This window comes from Pseudomonas sp. S31 (assembly GCF_016648105.1).
Taxonomy (GTDB): Bacteria; Pseudomonadota; Gammaproteobacteria; order Pseudomonadales; family Pseudomonadaceae; genus Aquipseudomonas.
This window is the reverse complement of record NZ_JACVVE010000001.1, coordinates 447,934-464,561: the sequence shown is the minus strand read 5'-3', so window position 1 is coordinate 464,561 and position 16,628 is coordinate 447,934. Positions and strand designations below refer to the sequence as shown.

Sequence of the window (16,628 nt, the reverse complement as noted above, 5' to 3'; positions counted from 1 at the left end):
GCGCAGCCAGCGCTGACTGGGAAGCGCTGGCACTCGGCGCGTTCCTAGCCCTGGGCGTTCTCCTCCAGCCACTGGCCGTAGATGACCGGCAACTGCCTTCGCAGCCACTCGGCGAACACCTGGACCTGTGGTGCAACATGAGATCGGCTGGGGTATAGCAGCGAAACCGGGCGAGGATACGGCCGCAAATGCTGCAGGATCTCCACCAGCGATCCATCAGCCAGGCATCGCTCGAGGGTGATGCCCGGTGCCTGCACAATTCCGAAGCCTGCCACCCCACATTCGACATACGCGTTGGACTCGTTGACGCTGATGCCCCGGCGGCACAGGTAGGACTGCTCGCCCGCGTCGTCGTTGAACTGCCAGGGTTGCGGTCGCTGGTTCTGGCCGGACAAGAAGGTGACGCCGCGATGCAGGGCCAGGTCTTCCAGGCTGCGCGGCTCGCCATGCTCGCGCAGGTACTGAGGCGCGGCGCAGGTGACCATCGTGGCTTGGCCGATACGCCGGACGATCAGGCTCGAGTCGGGCAATTCGCCGATGCGCAGCGCACAGTCGATGCCCTCGGCGACCAGATCGACGGTGCGATCGGTGACGCCGAGCACCAGGTCGATGCCGGGGTGCTGGTCGCCGAATGCCTTCAGGCAGGCCATGAACTGCGGTTGGGCGAAGGCGGCGGGGATGTCCACGCGCAGGCGCCCACGCATCGCGGTAGCGGGCTGGGAGAACATCGCTGTCGTTTCGGCTACATCGCCCAGGAGGCTCTTCACTCGCTCGTAGAACCGCTCACCCTCCAAGGTCAGGCGCACCGTACGCGTAGTGCGTTGGAACAGGCGCACGCCCAAGAGGTCCTCCAGGCCCTGGATGGTCCGGGTCACTTGTGCGCGACCCAGCTGCAGGGCATCTGCGGTGCGAGTGAAGCTGCCGAGCTCGGCCAGGCGGGCGAACACTTGCATTGATTGAAGCAATTCCATGACACCCTCACATGGTGGTTTTGTTTCATGAGCGGCTGAGCTATGTCATCTGACTGTTGCTCATAATGATAACAATCATGTACCGAACCCTGCATTTATCCGGGCCCGATGATGCGCAACACTGCGGACCATCGATCGATCACCCCTGGAGTGCTGCACATGAAAGCTTGGCTATTGAACGATTTCGGGTTGGACAACCTGGTGATGGGCGAGGCTGCGACGCCCGTGCCCAAGGCGGGCGAACTGCTGGTGAAGGTGGGGGCTGTTTCCCTCAACTTCCGCGACAAGGCCATCGTCGATGGTATCTATGAGCCGCACCTGGTGCCCAAGCCCCTGATACCGGTCAGCGATGCGGCGGGCACGGTAGTGGCGGTGGGCGAGGGCGTGAGCCGCTTCGCCGTGGGCGACAGGGTCAACTCACACCTGTATTCGCGTTGGCTCGATGGCGAGCCTGGGCCGGATGAGCCGGCCTACTGCTTCGGCTCGCCGCTGCCGGGTGGGTTGGCCGAATACATGATCATCCATGAGCAGAGCGCGGTGCGTGCCCCGGACAACCTTTCGGACGAAGAGGCCGCGACCTTGCCGATTGCCGCACTCACGGCCTGGTACGCGCTGGTGGATTATGGCCAGGTTCAGCCGGGGCAGACCGTGCTGGTGCAGGGCACTGGCGGGGTGTCGGTATTCGCCGTGCAGCTGGCGACCGCGCTGGGCGCCCGGGTGATCGTCACGTCGAGCAGCGATGCCAACCTGCAGGCGGTGAAGAAGCTCGGTGCGGTCGCCGGGGTGAACTACAAGGCCTTCCCACGGTGGGAGGAAGAGGTCTTGAAACTGACCGATGGCAAAGGCGTCGACCTGTTGCTGGATGTGGCGGGTGGGGAAGGACTGAACCAGTCCATCGCCGCCACCAAGGCGGCGGGCCGCATTGCCCAGATCGGTTTCCTGACCGGGCAGACCACTACCTTGGGGCTGATGCCGTTGATCTTCCGTCAGACCACCTTGCGCGGCATCGCCGTCGCGCCGCGTTCGTCTTTCGATCGCATGAATGCGTTCCTGAACGCGCATGCCATCCGCCCGGTGATCGACCGGGTGTATCCGTTCGACCAGGCGCGGGAGGCCTATCAGCATCTGGCGCGGGGGGCGTTCGGCAAGGTGGTGATCAAGGTGGCTTAGGTCTACCTCCTGGGCTAGGGTGATCCGGACAGCTTGGGGAGTTGCACGCTCGCAGGATCGGGCAAGCAAACCACGGGATTGCACTACTGATTGCAAAGGAACCGGCCAGACAATGGCCGCACCAACCAGCAGGAGGGTCGTTCGATGCAAGTCAATGCCTATGGAGCCCATGCGGGCAATCAGCCCCTGGAACCGTTGAGCATCACCCGGCGCAGCCCAGGTGCGCACGATGTACAGATCGAGATCGCCTTCTGCGGTGTCTGCCACTCCGACCTGCACCAGGTCCGCTCGGAGTGGGAAGGCACCCAGTACCCCTGTGTGCCCGGCCATGAAATCGTGGGCCGGGTGACGGCGGTCGGCGCTCATGTCTCTGCCTTCAAGGCCGGTGACCTGGTCGGCATCGGCTGCATCGTCGACAGCTGCCAGCACTGCGATGACTGTGAAGCAGGGTTGGAAAACTATTGCGACGGCATGGTCGGTACCTACAACTCGCCCACCCCGGACGCGCCGGGCTGGACCCAGGGCGGCTATTCCCAGGCCATCGTCGTGCACGAGCGCTATGTATTGCGCATCCGCCACCCCGAGGCGCAACTGGCTGCGGTCGCGCCGCTGTTGTGCGCCGGCATCACCACCTATTCGCCGCTGCGCCACTGGGGTGCCGGCCCGGGCAAGAAGGTCGGTGTGGTCGGCATCGGCGGCCTGGGCCACATGGGCATCAAACTGGCCCACGCCATGGGCGCTCACGTGGTGGCCTTCACCACCTCCGAAAGCAAGCGCGAAGCGGCCTTGCAGCTAGGCGCCGATGAAGTGGTGGTATCGCGCGATGCCCAGCAGATGGCGGCGCACACCAAGAGTTTCGACTTCATCCTCAACACCGTGGCAGCACCTCACGACCTCGACGCATTCCTGGTGCTGCTCAAGCGCGACGGTGGCATGACGCTGGTCGGCGCGCCCGCCACGCCGCATCCATCGCCCAACGTGTTCAACCTGATCATGAAGCGCCGCACGCTGGCAGGTTCGATGATCGGTGGCATCCCGGAAACCCAGGAGATGCTCGACTTCTGCGCGCAGCACGGCATCGTCGCCGACATCGAGATGGTCGATGTGAAGAACATCGAAGCGGCCTACGACCGCATGTTGCGCGGGGATGTGAAGTACCGCTTCGTGATCGACAGCGCCAGCCTCGCGGGTTGATCGGCAGCGCCGCAAGACTCTGGCATGAGGGTGCCCCAGGGTGGGGGACCCTCATGACAAGGGTCATCGAGGCCTCGGACCGCCGCGAAGAGGCCGGCACAGCGTATCAGGCCAACGCTGGCTGCCCGACCACCTGGCGCCGGCGCATCAGCCCCATCACGCAGGCGAACGAGATGAACGCCAGCACCGAATAGAACACCGCCAACGGCCACCACTGTCCGGCTGCCTGGCCAGCGATGAGCGTGCCGACCATCGGCGTGGTGCCGCCAATCAGCGCACCACAGGCCTGGTAGGCCAGGGAAATCCCGGAGTAGCGCTGATAGATCGGGAACACGTTGACGATATACCCGGCGATCACCGCGTAGAACGCCGAAGAGAACACCTTGGTCAGCGAAATACCGAGGATGATCATCGTGCTCTGCCCGGTGGAAACCAGCGTGAACATCACGTATGGCACCAGGATGCTGATGCCCGAGGTCACCAGCAGGAAGCGCCCCGCGCCGACCTTGTCGGCCAGCCAGGCGGCGATCGGCTGGTTGATCAGCTGGACGATCGCCACCACCGACAGGCATTCGAGGATCACCGAACTCTTGATACCCATGTACTGGGTGGCATAGGCGATCATGAAGGTGTTGGTAAAGTAGGCTGAGGAAATGCCGATGGTGCATGCGCCCATCACCAGCAGGATCAACGGCCAGGCATCACGTACCACGGCCTTGACCGGTGACTGCGCAGGCTTCTCGGCCTTGGCCTGGGCCTCGAACTCCGGCGACTCGTGTACGCCGCGACGGATCACGAAGGCCAGCAGCAACAGCAGCACGCTGCCCAGGAACGGCAGGCGCCAGCCCCAGGCGTACATGTCGGCCTCCGGCAGTTCGGTGATGAATCGGAATACCATCAACGACAGCACCAGGCCTGCCGGGCTGCCGAGCTGGGCGAACGAGGCGTAGAAGCTCTTCTTGCCTTCAGGCGCATGCTCGCTGGCCAGCAGCACTGCGCCACCCCATTCACCGCCGACAGCGACGCCCTGGAGAATTCGCAAGGTCACCAGCAGCACCGGAGCCAGTAGCCCGGCCTGCTCGTAGGACGGCAGCAGGCCGATGCCGACGGTCGATACGCCCATCAACAGCAGGGTGAGGATCAACGAGTACTTGCGCCCGAATCGGTCGCCCAGGTGGCCGAACACGATGCCGCCCAGCGGCCGTGCGAGAAAGCCCACCGCCAGGGTGGCGAAGGAGGAGAGGGTGCCGACCAGCTGGCTGCTGCCAGGGAAGAACACATGGCTGAAGATCAGCGCCGAAGCGGTGGCGTAGATGTAGAAATCGAACCACTCGATCAGGGTGCCAAGGAACGAGCCGGCGGCTGCCCGTATCGGTTGCCGCGCAGGCGCAGGTGCGCTTGCCTGGGACGTGGAGGAGGTGGTGGACATAAGGCTTCCTTTGACTGTTGTTGGCATTGTTCAAAAGGCATCAAGCCGGCGTTGTCTGTGCGTCTGTCGCGCGCTGCCAGCGTTGCAGGATCATCCAGCCAGAGGGCGGTCGACGTAGGGTCGGTTGACGGCTTCGACGGCCTGGGCGAAGGCCAGCAGCCCCTGTTCGTCGCGGTAGCGGCCGACGATCTGCAGCCCCACTGGCAACCCTTGTTCGCTGAATCCGCAGGGCAACGACAGCGCCGGGTGGCCGCTGAGGGTGATCAGCGAGCAGCTGTTCATCCAGTCGATGTAGGTGTCCATGGCCTGGTCGCCGATCTGCGTCACGTACGGCTGCTCCACCGGGAATGGCAGCACCTGGCTCACCGGCGCCACGAGGAAATCGTACTGCTCGAGCAACGCCTGCGTCTCGCGGAACAGCCGGGCACGCACGGCTTCGGCGGCCATCACGTCCTCGGCAGCGAACTGGTTGGCCAGCTCGATGTTCCACACCACGGTGTCCTTGAGCAGGTGGCGGTGGCTCTTGAGCAGGTGGCGGTAGCCGCTGGCGTAGGTCAGTGCGCGCAGCACCTGGAAGGCGCGGGTGCCGCCGGTGAAGTCGGGTTCGGCCAGTTCCACCGTGCAGCCCAGTTCCGCCAGGCGGCGCACGCCGGCCTCGGTGACGGCGCGCACTTGCGGGTCTACGGGCAGGCCGCCGAGGTCCGGGCTGTAGGCGATGCGGGCGCCCTTGAAGTCCCTCGGCACGGCGAAGTCCAGAGGCTGCGCGGTGAAGGGCAGCGACAGTGGGTCGCGCGGATCTTCACCGGCGATCACGCCAAGCATCAGGGCGACATCGGCCACGCAGCGGCCCATGGGGCCGGCTGCGGTCAATTGACCGAAGCTGTTGTTGTTCGGCACGTTGGGTACTCGGCCGATCGACGGGCGCAGGCCGACGATGTTGCAGAAACTCGCCGGGTTGCGCAGCGAGCCGCCCATGTCGGTGCCGTCGGCCAGGGCGACCATGCCGGTGGCCAGCGCTACCGCCGCGCCGCCGCTGCTGCCGCCACAGGTCATGGCCGGGGCGTAGGGGTTGCGGGTGGCGCCGAACACTTCGTTGAAGGTCTGCGAGCCGGCGCCGAATTCCGGCAGGTTGGTCTTGCCCAGCAGGATCGAGCCGGCGTCGGCCTGGCGGCTGACGATCACCGAGTCCTGGGTCGGCACATGCTCGGCGAACACCTGAGAGCCCCAGGTAGTGCGCATGCCGTTGGTGAGAAAGGAGTCCTTGTGCGCCACCGGCAGCCCATGCAGCGGGCCCAGTGCTTCGCCGCGGGCCTGGCGCTGGTCGGCGGCATCGGCCTTGGCCAAGGCGCCTTCGGCATCCACGGTGACCAGCGCATTGAGCGACGGGTTGAGCCGGTCTACTTGTATCAGGCAAGCCTGGGTCAGTTCCCGAGCAGACAAATGCCCGGCACGGATTTCCGCTGCCAGTTCCCACGCTGGCCGAGAGGCCAGGCTGCATACCGGTTGACCGGCCATACCTTCTCCTTGATGTATCGATGTGCGATACTTGTTATCGATTGGTGGTACTATGTATATAAGGGATCTGTGTGCGGGTCAAGATGAGGTATGCTGACCAGCCGCAGTGGAGGCAGAGTGAACGTGACCGAGAAAAACGCCCGCCAGCAGCACCCGCAGTTCATCGAGACGCTCGAGAAGGGCATCCGGGTCCTGGAGGTCTTTCGTGATGGCCAGCCTTCGCTGGGCCTGACCGAGCTGGCCGAAGCCTGCGAGATGACCAAGAGCGCGGCGCAGCGTTTCACCCATACCTGGTGCGAGCTGGGCTATCTGGCCAAGGACGAACGCTCGCGTCGCTACAGCCTCACGCACAAGGCGCTGGAGCTGGGTTTCCTCTACCTCAATGCCTCACCGCTGATCAGCCGTGCACTTCCGGCGTTGAAGCTGATCCGTGAGCGCTGCAACCTCACGGCCAACCTGAGCGTGCTGAGCGGCCACGACATCGTCTATGTGATGCGCATTCCAGGGCCCAACCAGACCTTCGCCGAGATGCTGCCGGGGCGGCGCATGCCGGCCTGGTGCACCTCGGCCGGGCGCGTGCTGCTGGCCGACCTGGCGCCCGAGCGGGTCAAGGCCAGCCTGGCGCAGGTCACGCCCCAGGCTTACACCCAGCACACCGAGACCGACCGCGATGCTCTGTTCGACTGCGTACGGGAGGCGGGCCAGCAGGGTTACGCCCTGACCCGCGAGCAGGTGCTGATGGGGCAGGTGGGCATCGCCGCGCCTATCCGCAACGTGCACTTCCAGGTGGTGGCGGCGATCAACATCACCGCGCAATTGAGCGCCTGGCCGGTGGAAAGGGTAGAGCAGGAGCTGTTGCCCTTGCTGATGGAAGTCAGCCAGGCGGTAACGGTCGGATAGAGCCTTCGAGGCGCTGCCTTGACTTCTCGCCGATAGCTACCAGACTCCGTTTCGGTACGGCGCTGGGGCATCTTCGTTCATGAACCTGAGAATCCTTCCGCTGCTGCTGGCCATCACCCTGGTCGGCTGCGGCAACGACGAGCAGACCGAGGGGCCGGCGGTAGTCCGGCCGGTCAAGCTGTTCACGGTCACCAGTCAGAGCGTGAACCAGCTGCGCCGATTCCCCGCGCAACTGCGCGCCAGTGACGAGGTGGCCATGTCGTTTCGTCGCGGCGGCCACTTGCGCGCGCTGCCGGTGAAGGACGGACAATCGGTGAAGAAGGGCCAGTTGCTGGCCGAGATCGACGACAAGGACCTGCAACTGCAGGTCAAGGATCGCCAGTCGAAGTTCGACCTGGCCCGCGCCCAGTTCCAGCGTGTCGAGACCCTGAACCAGCGCAATCTCATCTCGCGTGCCGAATTCGACCAGCGCCGCGCCGAGCGTGATACCGCCAGTGCCGCGCTGCGCCTGGCGCAGAACGAGTTGAGTTTCTCGCGCCTGCTGGCCCCGTTCGACGGCACCGTGGCCCGGGTCGCGGTGCAGAACCACCATGTGGTCCAGGCCGGGCAGGCGGTGGTGATCATGCATTCCTCCAACACCCTGGACGTGACCTTCCAGATGCAGGCCAACCTGGTCAAGGAGATCGAGACCAACGCCAGGAGCAAGGCCGTGCAGCCGCTGGTGAGCATCAGCCGCGTGCCGGGGCGGACCTTCCCGGCCACCTACAAGGACCACTCCACCGCGCCGGATCCGGCCACCCTGACCTACACCGTAACCTACACCATCGAGCGCCCCTCGGACCTCAACCTGCTGCCGGGCATGAGCGCCACCCTCGAGCTGGACCTGAGCCAGATGACCCGCGAACGCGTGATACCGGTGGTGGTGCCGGCCGAGGCGGTGTTCGCGCCGGATGACAAGCCGGGTGAAGTCCAGGTGTGGTTGGCCGAGGAGCAGGGCGCGGCGTTGGTGTTGAGCGCTCGTCGGGTCGAAGTCGGGCAACTGACCCGCGATGGCATCGAAGTGCTCGGCGGCCTCGAGCCTGGCGACCGGGTGGTGGCCGTCGGCGGCACCGAATTGCACGCCGGCCAGCACGTGCGGGAATGGACGCGCGAACGGGGCCTTTGATGGATATCGCCGGATACTTCATACGCAAGCAGATCTACAGCTGGATCGTCATCGTGTTATTGGGCCTGGGCGGCCTCTATGCCATCGACAACATCGGCCGCCTGGAGGACCCGGAGTTCACCGTGAAGACCGCGGTGGTGGTGACCCGCTACGCCGGCGCCTCTGCCGAGCAGGTCGAGGAAGAGGTCACCTACCCGCTGGAAAGCGCGATCCAGCAACTGCCTTCGCTCGATACCGTCACCTCGATTTCCAGCCCTGGCCTTTCGCAGATCACCGTGAATATCCGCTCCGAGTACCGCGCCGAGCAGTTGGCGCAGATCTGGGACGAGCTGCGGCGCAAGGTCAACGACCAGGCGGTGCAGCTGCCGCCCGGCGCCGGCCCGCCCATGGTCAACGACGACTTCGGCGATGTGTTCGGCGTGCTGCTGTCGATTTCCGGCGAGGGCTACAGCTACCGGGAGCTGCGTTCGTTCGCCAATGTGCTGCGCCGCGACCTGGTGCTGGTGCCAGGCGTGGGCAAAGTCAGCATCGCCGGGTTGCAGCAGGAGCAGGTGCAGGTCGAGGTACCGCGCCAGGACATGATCTCGCTGGGGATCTCGCCCACCCGTCTGGGCGACCTGCTCGGGCGCCAGAACGTAGTGTCCGACGCTGGCCGCCTGCGCGTCGGCCAGGAGTCGGTCAGGCTGCACCCTACCGGCGAATTCCATGACGTCGATGAGCTCGAGCAACTCTTGCTCAGCACACCGGGCAGCAACAAGACCCTGTTCCTCGGCGACATCGCCGATATCCGCCTGGGCTTCTCCGACGAGCCGACCCACCTGGTCCGTGCCGACGGCAAGCAGGCCCTCGCCCTGGGCGTGTCGTTCGCACCCAAGGTCAACGTGGTCGACGTCGGCCGCGCCTTGCAGGCGCGTCTGCAGGCGCTGGAAGCCCAGCGCCCGGCGGGCATGAGCGTCAAGGTGTTCTACGACCAGTCGGTCGAAGTGCGCCACTCGGTCAATGGTTTCATCCTCAACTTCCTGATGTCGCTGGCGATCGTGGTCGGCACCTTGCTGCTGTTCATGGGCCTGCGTAGCGGTATCGTGATCGCCGTGGTGCTGGCGATCAATGTGCTCGGCAGCCTGTTGATCATGTACCTGGTCGGCATCGAGCTGCAGCGCATTTCGCTGGGCGCGATGATCATCGCGCTGTGCATGCTGGTGGACAATGCCATCGTCATCGTCGAGGGTGTGCTGGTCGGCAAGCAGCGCGGGCAGGGCATTCTCGAGGCGATCACCGCCACCGTGCGACAGACCTGCTGGCCGTTGCTGGGGGCCACGGTGATCGCGATCCTGGCGTTCGCACCGATTGGCCTGTCCAACGACTCGACCGGCGAATATTGTCGGTCATTGTTCGAAGTCCTGCTGATTTCGCTGTTGCTGAGCTGGGCCACCGCCATCACCATCACGCCGTTGTTCGCCAAGTGGGCCTTCCAGAACATGGGCGTGAAGGTGCCAGCGGCTGGCGCAGCCGACCCCTACGATGGATGGCTTTACCGGGGCTACCGCTGGCTGCTGGGCAAAGCCTTGCGCCTGCGCTGGCCAGGCATGGTGTTGTTGGTGGGCCTGCTCGCCGCGAGCCTCTATGGCTTCACCCAGGTGCGGCAGAGTTTCTTTCCGCCAGCCAACACCCCGATGTTCTTCGTCGACCTGTGGTTGCCCCAGGGCACTGATATCAACGAGACCCAGGCCGTGGCGGCCGAGATCGACCGGCATGTGCTGGCCCAGCCCGGTGTCCAGCAGGTGCTGACCACGGTCGGGCAGGGTGCACCGCGCTTCATCCTGACCTACAGTGGTCAGCGCCAGTACGCCAACTATGCGCAGTTGTTGGTGCGCACCGACACCCTGGCCGCCATCGCGCCGCTGATCGGGGAGCTGGAAGGCTACCTGCGCGACACCTACCCGCAGGCCAATGCCTCACTGAGTCGCCTGATGTTCGGCCCCAGCGCCGGCAGCCCGATCGAGGCGCGTTTCAGCGGCCCCGATCCGCAGGTGCTACGCCAGCTTGGCGCACAGGCGATCGGCATCATCCGCAGCGACCCCGTCGCCACGGGTGTCGGCCACGACTGGCAGGCGCGGACCAAGGTGGTTCGCCCGCAGTACAACGAGGCGCGTGGCCGCGAGCTGGGTATCGACAAGCGCGACCTGGATGCCATGCTGCGCATGACCTTCAGCGGTTTGACCGTTGGCCTGTACCGCGACGGTACACGGCTGATGCCGATCGTCGTGCAACCGCCCCGGGAAGACCGCCTGGACCCCGAACAGCTCAACGACATCCAGGTCTGGAGCCATGTCCAGCAGGCCTACGTACCCATCGAGCAGGTGGTGACCGGGTTCTCCACCGAATGGGAGAACCCCTTGATCATGCGCCGTGACCGCAACCGCACGCTGACCGTGGAGGCGGACGTCGAGCTCGACTCGGGGCAGACTTCGGACCAGTTGTTCCGACGCATTCGCCCGCAGATCGAGGCCATGGCCTTGCCCGACGGCTACAGCCTGGAGTGGGGCGGCGATTTCGCCAGTTCGCGCGATGCCCGCGCTGCGGTGTTCGGCAGCCTGCCGATCGCCTTCCTGTCGATGTTCCTGATCACCATCATCATGTTCGGTTCGCTGGCCAAGGCCACGGTGATCTGGTTGACCGTGCCGCTGGCGATGATCGGCGTGACGGTAGGCTTCCTCACCACCGGGATTCCATTCGGCTTCATGGCCCTGCTGGGCTTGCTCAGCCTGAGCGGCATGTTGATTCGCAACGGTATCGTGCTGGTCGAGGAAATCCGCGCGCAGATCGAGGCGGGCAAGGATGGCTACACGGCCCTGGTCGATTCGGCCACCAGCCGCCTGCGGCCGATCTGCCTCACGGCGTTGACCACCCTATTGGGGCTGGCGCCGCTGCTGCTGGATGCGTTCTTCCAGAGCATGGCGGTGGTGATCATGTTCGGGCTGGGGTTCGCCACGTTGCTGACGTTGATCGTGTTGCCGATGCTGTTCAGTTTGTTCTTCAGGGTGAGGCCAGGCGAGTAGTCTCGCCTGGCTGGCCCTATCGCCGGCAACCCGGCTCCTACAAAATGGACTGCCCGCCAACGGTTGGACTGGTGTCCAACTTCTGGGGGCAGTCCAGACACGGGCCTGGATCAGTTGCTGGCTTGCACGGCGGCAGCCCGTGCAGCCTTGACCCACCCATCGAACTGGGCCTGATGCGCGGCAATCCATTCGCGGGTATGGCGCTGGATGTCCGGCAGGGATTTCTCGCCGCTCTGCATCTTCAGGTTCTGCGCACTTTCGTCAGCGGCCGGGATCTGCATCAGCGACAGGAACTTCACCGCTGCCGGGTTCTTGGCGGCGAAATCGCGGTTGACCAGGGCCTCGATGCGATCGATGGCAAAGCCCAGGTTCTTGCCTTCATAGAATGTGTCGACCGTGTTGTCGCCGCCGGGCAAGTCGGTTTTCGGCACCTCCAGCCAGACCACGTCGCGGCCCTCCACCAGCACGCCCGCGACCCATTGCGGCACCCAGGTGTAATAAAACACCGGTTTGCCCTCCTTGAAGCGGGTGATGGTGTCGGCCATCAGGGCGAAGTACGAGCCTTGGTTCACATGAATCGACTTCTGCAGGTCATAGGCTTTCATCTGGTGCTCGATCACCAGCTCGCAGCCCCAGCCCGGGTTGCAGCCGGTCATGTCGGCCTTGCCGTCGCCATCGGTGTCGAACAGCTTGGCAATCTCGGGTTTCTTCAGGTCGGTGATGTACTTGATGTGGTACTGGTCGGCGGTCTTCTTGTCGATCAGGTAGCCCTGCAGCACACCGGGCAGGATGTTGCCGGTCTTGACCATGTTGGCATCGCCACCGGCCTTCTCGTAGAAGCTCGCGTGCAGCTTGTCCCAGGCATTGACGGTGAAGTCGGCATCGCCGAAACCGACTGCCAGGACCATGGTCGCGTACTCGGTTTCCTTGGGCGGTTGCACCTCATAGCCCAGCTCGCGCAGGCCTGCCAATGCCACCTCGCCGCGGAAGCGCTCTTCATCGACGGTGGGGAATGCCGGGGTGATCTTGATGCCTTCGCCGGGTTTTTCCGTCGAGGCGTGGGCGCCCAGCGCGGCGGTCACCAAGCTCAGGGCCAGGGCGGTGTTCAGGATGCTGCGGGAGATCTTCGATTCGTGCATCGTCGCGTACCTTCTTCTGATTGTTATCGTCAAATACGGCAGATCGATAGCGAAACTGAAATGACGTGGGATTTGGCAGGTGTAATGCGGGCATGATCGAAACGGGCGACGTGGTAATCAACGTCGTGCGGTGAAGTGGCCCGTTGAAAGCAATGGTCATTGCTTACTGGTCAGGGTTTTGTTGTTGTATGGCACTTCACAGTAACCACTCTAGGCCAGTCGTACCCTTTCGAATTGTACAGGGGGGTCAAAAAATATAATGGCTAGGCTTTTGCCGAACTTTGCGAGGGCTGTTACTGCCCTTGAAGAATGTCAGGTTATTCGTCTATAACCGTGCGGTTATCGATGCTGCCGTTTCATGCTCATTCGCGACAGCCCATGTAGGCAGTCCGACAAAAAGCTGATTTCATGGCGGCCATAACTATCAGCGAAGCGTCACTCGCCTTTGTCGTGGACCGCCAATGAACAATAAAGAATCGGCCAGTAACCAGAAGGGCTACCGGCGTATCATCCCCTCCATGACCGCGCTGCTGCAGTTCGAGTCAGTGGCACGCCTGAACAGCTTCACCCTCGCCGGCAAGGAGCTTGGGGTTTCCCAGGCCGCGGTCAGCAAGCAGATCCGCGTGCTCGAGGAGAACGTCGGCATGCAGTTGTTCCAGCGCATGCATCGCAATATCTACCTGACGGAGGCGGGGGAGACGCTGTTCGCGATCATCTCCGAGTCGTTGCAGAAGATCGCCAGTGGCTTCGACCAGATCATCCAGGGCAGCGAAAAGGAAGAGATCGTGCTGGCCTCGACTGCCGCCGTGTCGCAGTTCCGTATCATGCCGCGGCTGAATCGGCTGGTGGAGGTGTTGCCTCACGTGCGGCTGCGGCTTGCCACGCAGATGTTCTTGGGCGACCTGCGCAGCCCGGACTTCGACATGGATATCCGCTTCGGCAACGGGCACTGGCCCGATGGCGAGGCCATCCTGCTGTTCGAGGAGGAGGTGTTTCCGGTCTGTTCGCCCACCTGGCTGGCGCGCAACCCGATGCCGGTGACCCTGGAAGACCTGGCCAACGCCGGGCTGCTCGATGCCGATGCCACCTCGGAAGGCTGGATCACCTGGTCGGGCTGGTTCAAGGGCCTGGGCCTTGCCATCAGCAAGTTGAACATCAACTTGCGCTGCAGCCTCTACACCGACGTCATCCAGGCGGCGGTCAATGGTTATGGTGTGGCGCTGGGCTGGGGACGCATGGTCGATCACTTGGTCGATAGCGGTGAGTTGGTCAAGCTCGAACCGTTCGTGCTGCGCCAGAAAGAGTCTTATTACCTGGTCGTGCGCCATGGCCATGGCATGACGCCCAATGTGCAAGCCGTCGTTCAATGGTTACAAAGCAAGGCAATGCCGACACCCATGCAAATGCTTCGTGAATAACTTGAGGTTATGCAGTCGAAAAAATTAATGCGTTGACTGAAAAACAGGGGTGCTCAAATAATTCTCTCGTTCCTGGCGAACTAAGAATAAAAGCCCGTGAGGATGATATGAGCACTTCCCCTGTTAAAACCCATCGCGAGTTGTTGAACTTGCGCAAGCCCGGTTTCGGTATGCCTGGCGAACTCTATAGTCGCCAGGACGTGTTCGAAAACGACCTCGATGTGTTCTTCCACAAACACTGGATCCTGGTTGCCGTGACCGCGGATGTCGCCGAGCCTGGCGACGTCTATACCGTCGACATCGGCAAGGCTTCGATCCTGGTGGTGCGTGACGACGACGAGCAGGTCCGCGCCTATCGCAACGTCTGCCGCCACCGCGGCGCCCGCTTGAAGGAAGCCGGCAAATCCACCGTCGGCATGCTGGTGTGCCCCTACCATCAATGGACCTACGACCTCGATGGCAGCCTCAAGCACGCCAAGCACATGGGCAAGGACTTCAAGCCCGAGTGCCGCAGCCTGATGCCGGTGCACTGCGTGGTCGTCGGCACCCACGTGTTGGTGTGCCTGAGCGACGACCCACCCGAGGACATCCAGGCTCTGGTCGAGACCATGGGCCCGCGCTTCGAGCCGTTCGACCTGACCAACACCCGTATTGCCTACGAACTCGACTACGTCGAGAACGGCAATTGGAAACTGGTGATGGAAAACAACCGCGAGTGCTACCACTGCGAAGGTACCCACCCGGAACTGATCGTGTCCTACCAGTCTGAAGACCTGGGTGTCAGCCTCGAGGAAATGAGCGAGGAGCAGCGAGCGTCCTACGACGCCTATCAAGTGCGCAAGGCCGGTATCGAAGCCGATTGGGAAAGCGATGGGTTGCTGTATGCCACCGTCGAGCGCCTGGCCGACGATGCCCCGACGCAGTTCCGTACCCAGCGCATGATCATCGCCGGCAGCGGCGAATCGCAGACCCTCGACACCAAGGTGGCCTGCACCCGGCTGCTGGGCAACCTGACCCGGCGCGATCTGGGCGATACGCACATGTGGGGCAACAACGCCTGGACCCACGTGATGAGCGACCACGCGATGATCAGCTGGATCCTCCCGTTGTCGCCAGAGCGCACCCTGGTGCGCACCAAATGGTTGGTGCACAAGGATGCCGTCGAAGGCGTCGACTACGACCTGCAGCGCTTGACCGAGGTCTGGGTCGCCACCACCCAGCAGGATGCCAACCTGGTTGCCATCACCCACAGCGGCACCCAGGACCCGGCTTTCGAGCCTGGGCCGTATTCACAATTCACCGAGCCGTACGTGGACCAGTTCGCCCGCTGGTACTCCACTCGCCTCGCAGCACATGGGATCTGACGGTGATGGGTATGGTCGAGAACATTGCCAGCCTGCGGGCTGACCAGCGCTTTGCCGACACCGACCATTGGGCGAGCTTCGGCGCCCAGTGGGCCAGTGGTGACAGCAAGCGAATCGAATGCCTGAGCGTGGTGGACGAAACCCACGACGTGAAGACCTTCGTCTTCCAGTGCCCCGACTACCCGGCGCTCGCCTACGAGCCGGGGCAGTTTCTCACCGTGTCGCCGGTCATCGACGGCCAGAGCGTGTCGCGCTGTTACACCTTGTCGTCGACGCCGACCCGGCCATTCACTTTTTCCATCACGGTGAAGCGGGTACCGGGTGGCGCAGTGTCCAACTGGTTGCACGACCATCTCAAGGCGGGCAGTGCGCTGGCGGCCTCGGGGCCGGCGGGTATCTTCACCCCGGTTGCCGCACCGGCCAGGAAGTTGCTGTATCTCTCGGCAGGTTCCGGCGTCACGCCGCTGATGGCCATGACCCGCGCCGCCGCCGACCTGCACGCTGACCTGGACATCGTTTTCGTGCACAGTGCGCGCACGCCCAAGGACATCATCTTCCGTGAGGAACTGGCGCGCCTGGAACGGGCGCTGCCCAACCTGCGTACGCTGTTCTTCTGCGAAGGGCTGGGTGACGAGCCGCACTGGCAAGGCCCGCTCGGGCGTTTGTCGGCCGACGAACTGCAGCGCCAGATCCCGGACTTCAAGGAGCGCGAGGTCTTCACCTGCGGGCCCAAGGGTTACATGGACGCGACCAAGGCATTGCTGGGCAACGCCGGCTTCGATCTGGGCCGGTATCACCAGGAAAGCTTCGACATCAACGCCGAGGAAGTGCTCGAGGCGCTGGCCGAGCCGGCAGGGGCCGGGCAGGCCCAGGACACCTTCACCGTGCGCCTGGCGCGCTCCGGCAAGGTCTTCACCATGACCCCCGACCAGACCGTGCTGTCTGCCGCCAAGAAGGCCGGTGCGGTGGTGCCATCCTCCTGCAGCCAGGGTGTGTGCGGCACCTGCAAGACGGCGGTGCTGGAGGGCACGGTGGAGATGAAGCACAACGGCGGTATCCGCCAGCGCGAGATCGACAAAGGGCTGCGCCTGTTGTGCTGCAGCCGACCCACCTCGGACCTGGTGGTCGACCTCTGACATCCGCCGCGTCCGGCCGCAGGCTGGTCGGACGCTTCCTGAACCCTTCCGATACGGAGCTTCTGCTGTGGTCGCCAGGCACCTGTCCTGGTGTTTGGCTGGTGCACGGCTTTTGTGCAGCACCGGCCTTTTTTCATTGTGTCCCTATCAGCGAATACGCCGAGCTGG

At 63.8% G+C, this 16,628-nt stretch carries 12 protein-coding genes; 8 read left to right on the top strand and 4 right to left on the bottom strand.

The window, feature by feature from the left end; genetic code table 11:
* Positions 1-44: 44 nt before the first annotated feature.
* A complete protein-coding gene (locus IAE37_RS01955; RefSeq protein WP_201168075.1) occupies positions 45-971 on the bottom strand; it encodes a LysR family transcriptional regulator in 927 nt (308 codons plus the stop codon).
* A gap of 159 nt (positions 972-1,130) precedes the next feature.
* Between IAE37_RS01955 and IAE37_RS01950 the strand changes: the two genes are divergently transcribed.
* On the top strand, positions 1,131-2,141 hold the full coding sequence (locus IAE37_RS01950; RefSeq protein ID WP_201168072.1) for a zinc-dependent alcohol dehydrogenase family protein: 1,011 nt from the start codon (positions 1,131-1,133) through the stop codon (positions 2,139-2,141).
* A gap of 144 nt (positions 2,142-2,285) precedes the next feature.
* The gene (locus IAE37_RS01945; protein ID WP_201168070.1) at positions 2,286-3,335 is read left to right on the top strand and encodes an NAD(P)-dependent alcohol dehydrogenase; all 1,050 of its coding nucleotides are present in this window, start codon (positions 2,286-2,288) and stop codon (positions 3,333-3,335) included.
* 106 nt (positions 3,336-3,441) lie between these two features.
* Here IAE37_RS01945 and IAE37_RS01940 read toward each other — a convergent pair whose 3' ends face one another.
* Together IAE37_RS01940 and IAE37_RS01935 are read right to left on the bottom strand one after the other, a co-directional pair.
* The gene (locus tag IAE37_RS01940) at positions 3,442-4,764 is read right to left on the bottom strand and encodes an MFS transporter (RefSeq protein ID WP_201168067.1); all 1,323 of its coding nucleotides are present in this window, start codon (positions 4,762-4,764) and stop codon (positions 3,442-3,444) included.
* 90 nt (positions 4,765-4,854) lie between these two features.
* On the bottom strand, positions 4,855-6,279 hold the full coding sequence (locus tag IAE37_RS01935) for an amidase (protein WP_201168065.1): 1,425 nt from the start codon (positions 6,277-6,279) through the stop codon (positions 4,855-4,857).
* Positions 6,280-6,402: 123 nt separating this feature from the next.
* Here IAE37_RS01935 and IAE37_RS01930 point away from each other — a divergent pair, with 123 nt between their 5' ends.
* From IAE37_RS01930 to IAE37_RS01920, 3 genes are all read left to right on the top strand, one after another.
* The gene (locus IAE37_RS01930; RefSeq protein WP_201168063.1) at positions 6,403-7,179 is read left to right on the top strand and encodes an IclR family transcriptional regulator; all 777 of its coding nucleotides are present in this window, start codon (positions 6,403-6,405) and stop codon (positions 7,177-7,179) included.
* A 79-nt stretch (positions 7,180-7,258) separates the two neighbouring features.
* A complete protein-coding gene (locus IAE37_RS01925; RefSeq protein WP_201168047.1) occupies positions 7,259-8,344 on the top strand; it encodes an efflux RND transporter periplasmic adaptor subunit in 1,086 nt (361 codons plus the stop codon).
* Entirely contained in the window at positions 8,344-11,403 is a 3,060-nt protein-coding gene (locus tag IAE37_RS01920; protein ID WP_201168044.1) for an efflux RND transporter permease subunit, read from the top strand. The genes IAE37_RS01925 and IAE37_RS01920 overlap by 1 nt, the downstream gene beginning before the upstream one ends.
* A gap of 110 nt (positions 11,404-11,513) precedes the next feature.
* Here the strand turns inward: IAE37_RS01920 and proX are convergent, their stop codons facing one another.
* Complete coding sequence (gene proX, locus IAE37_RS01915; protein ID WP_201168042.1) at positions 11,514-12,542, bottom strand: glycine betaine/L-proline ABC transporter substrate-binding protein ProX; 1,029 nt, start codon at positions 12,540-12,542, stop codon at positions 11,514-11,516.
* A 461-nt stretch (positions 12,543-13,003) separates the two neighbouring features.
* On the opposite strand from proX, the gene IAE37_RS01910 reads away from it, so the two are divergent.
* From IAE37_RS01910 to IAE37_RS01900, 3 genes are all read left to right on the top strand, one after another.
* Positions 13,004-13,960, top strand: a complete 957-nt coding sequence (locus IAE37_RS01910) for a LysR substrate-binding domain-containing protein (protein ID WP_201168039.1) — start codon at positions 13,004-13,006, stop codon at positions 13,958-13,960.
* A gap of 107 nt (positions 13,961-14,067) precedes the next feature.
* Positions 14,068-15,324, top strand: coding sequence for an aromatic ring-hydroxylating oxygenase subunit alpha (locus IAE37_RS01905; protein WP_201168036.1), 1,257 nt, complete (start codon positions 14,068-14,070; stop codon positions 15,322-15,324).
* Between the two features lie 5 nt (positions 15,325-15,329).
* On the top strand, positions 15,330-16,460 hold the full coding sequence (locus tag IAE37_RS01900) for a hybrid-cluster NAD(P)-dependent oxidoreductase (RefSeq protein ID WP_201168033.1): 1,131 nt from the start codon (positions 15,330-15,332) through the stop codon (positions 16,458-16,460).
* Positions 16,461-16,628: the final 168 nt, after the last annotated feature.

Bases quoted from the DNA above. Each gene is read 5' to 3' on its own strand.
- proX (WP_201168042.1), bottom strand. From the start codon at position 12,542: ATGCACGAATCGAAGATCTCCCGCAGCATCCTGAACACCGCCCTGGCC.
- IAE37_RS01905 (WP_201168036.1), top strand. From the start codon at position 14,068: ATGAGCACTTCCCCTGTTAAAACCCATCGCGAGTTGTTGAACTTGCGC.
- IAE37_RS01950 (WP_201168072.1), top strand. From the start codon at position 1,131: ATGAAAGCTTGGCTATTGAACGATTTCGGGTTGGACAACCTGGTGATG.
- IAE37_RS01955 (WP_201168075.1), bottom strand. From the start codon at position 971: ATGGAATTGCTTCAATCAATGCAAGTGTTCGCCCGCCTGGCCGAGCTC.
- IAE37_RS01910 (WP_201168039.1), top strand. From the start codon at position 13,004: ATGAACAATAAAGAATCGGCCAGTAACCAGAAGGGCTACCGGCGTATC.
- IAE37_RS01925 (WP_201168047.1), top strand. From the start codon at position 7,259: ATGAACCTGAGAATCCTTCCGCTGCTGCTGGCCATCACCCTGGTCGGC.
- IAE37_RS01920 (WP_201168044.1), top strand. From the start codon at position 8,344: ATGGATATCGCCGGATACTTCATACGCAAGCAGATCTACAGCTGGATC.
- IAE37_RS01900 (WP_201168033.1), top strand. From the start codon at position 15,330: ATGGGTATGGTCGAGAACATTGCCAGCCTGCGGGCTGACCAGCGCTTT.
- IAE37_RS01935 (WP_201168065.1), bottom strand. From the start codon at position 6,279: ATGGCCGGTCAACCGGTATGCAGCCTGGCCTCTCGGCCAGCGTGGGAA.
- IAE37_RS01945 (WP_201168070.1), top strand. From the start codon at position 2,286: ATGCAAGTCAATGCCTATGGAGCCCATGCGGGCAATCAGCCCCTGGAA.
- IAE37_RS01940 (WP_201168067.1), bottom strand. From the start codon at position 4,764: ATGTCCACCACCTCCTCCACGTCCCAGGCAAGCGCACCTGCGCCTGCG.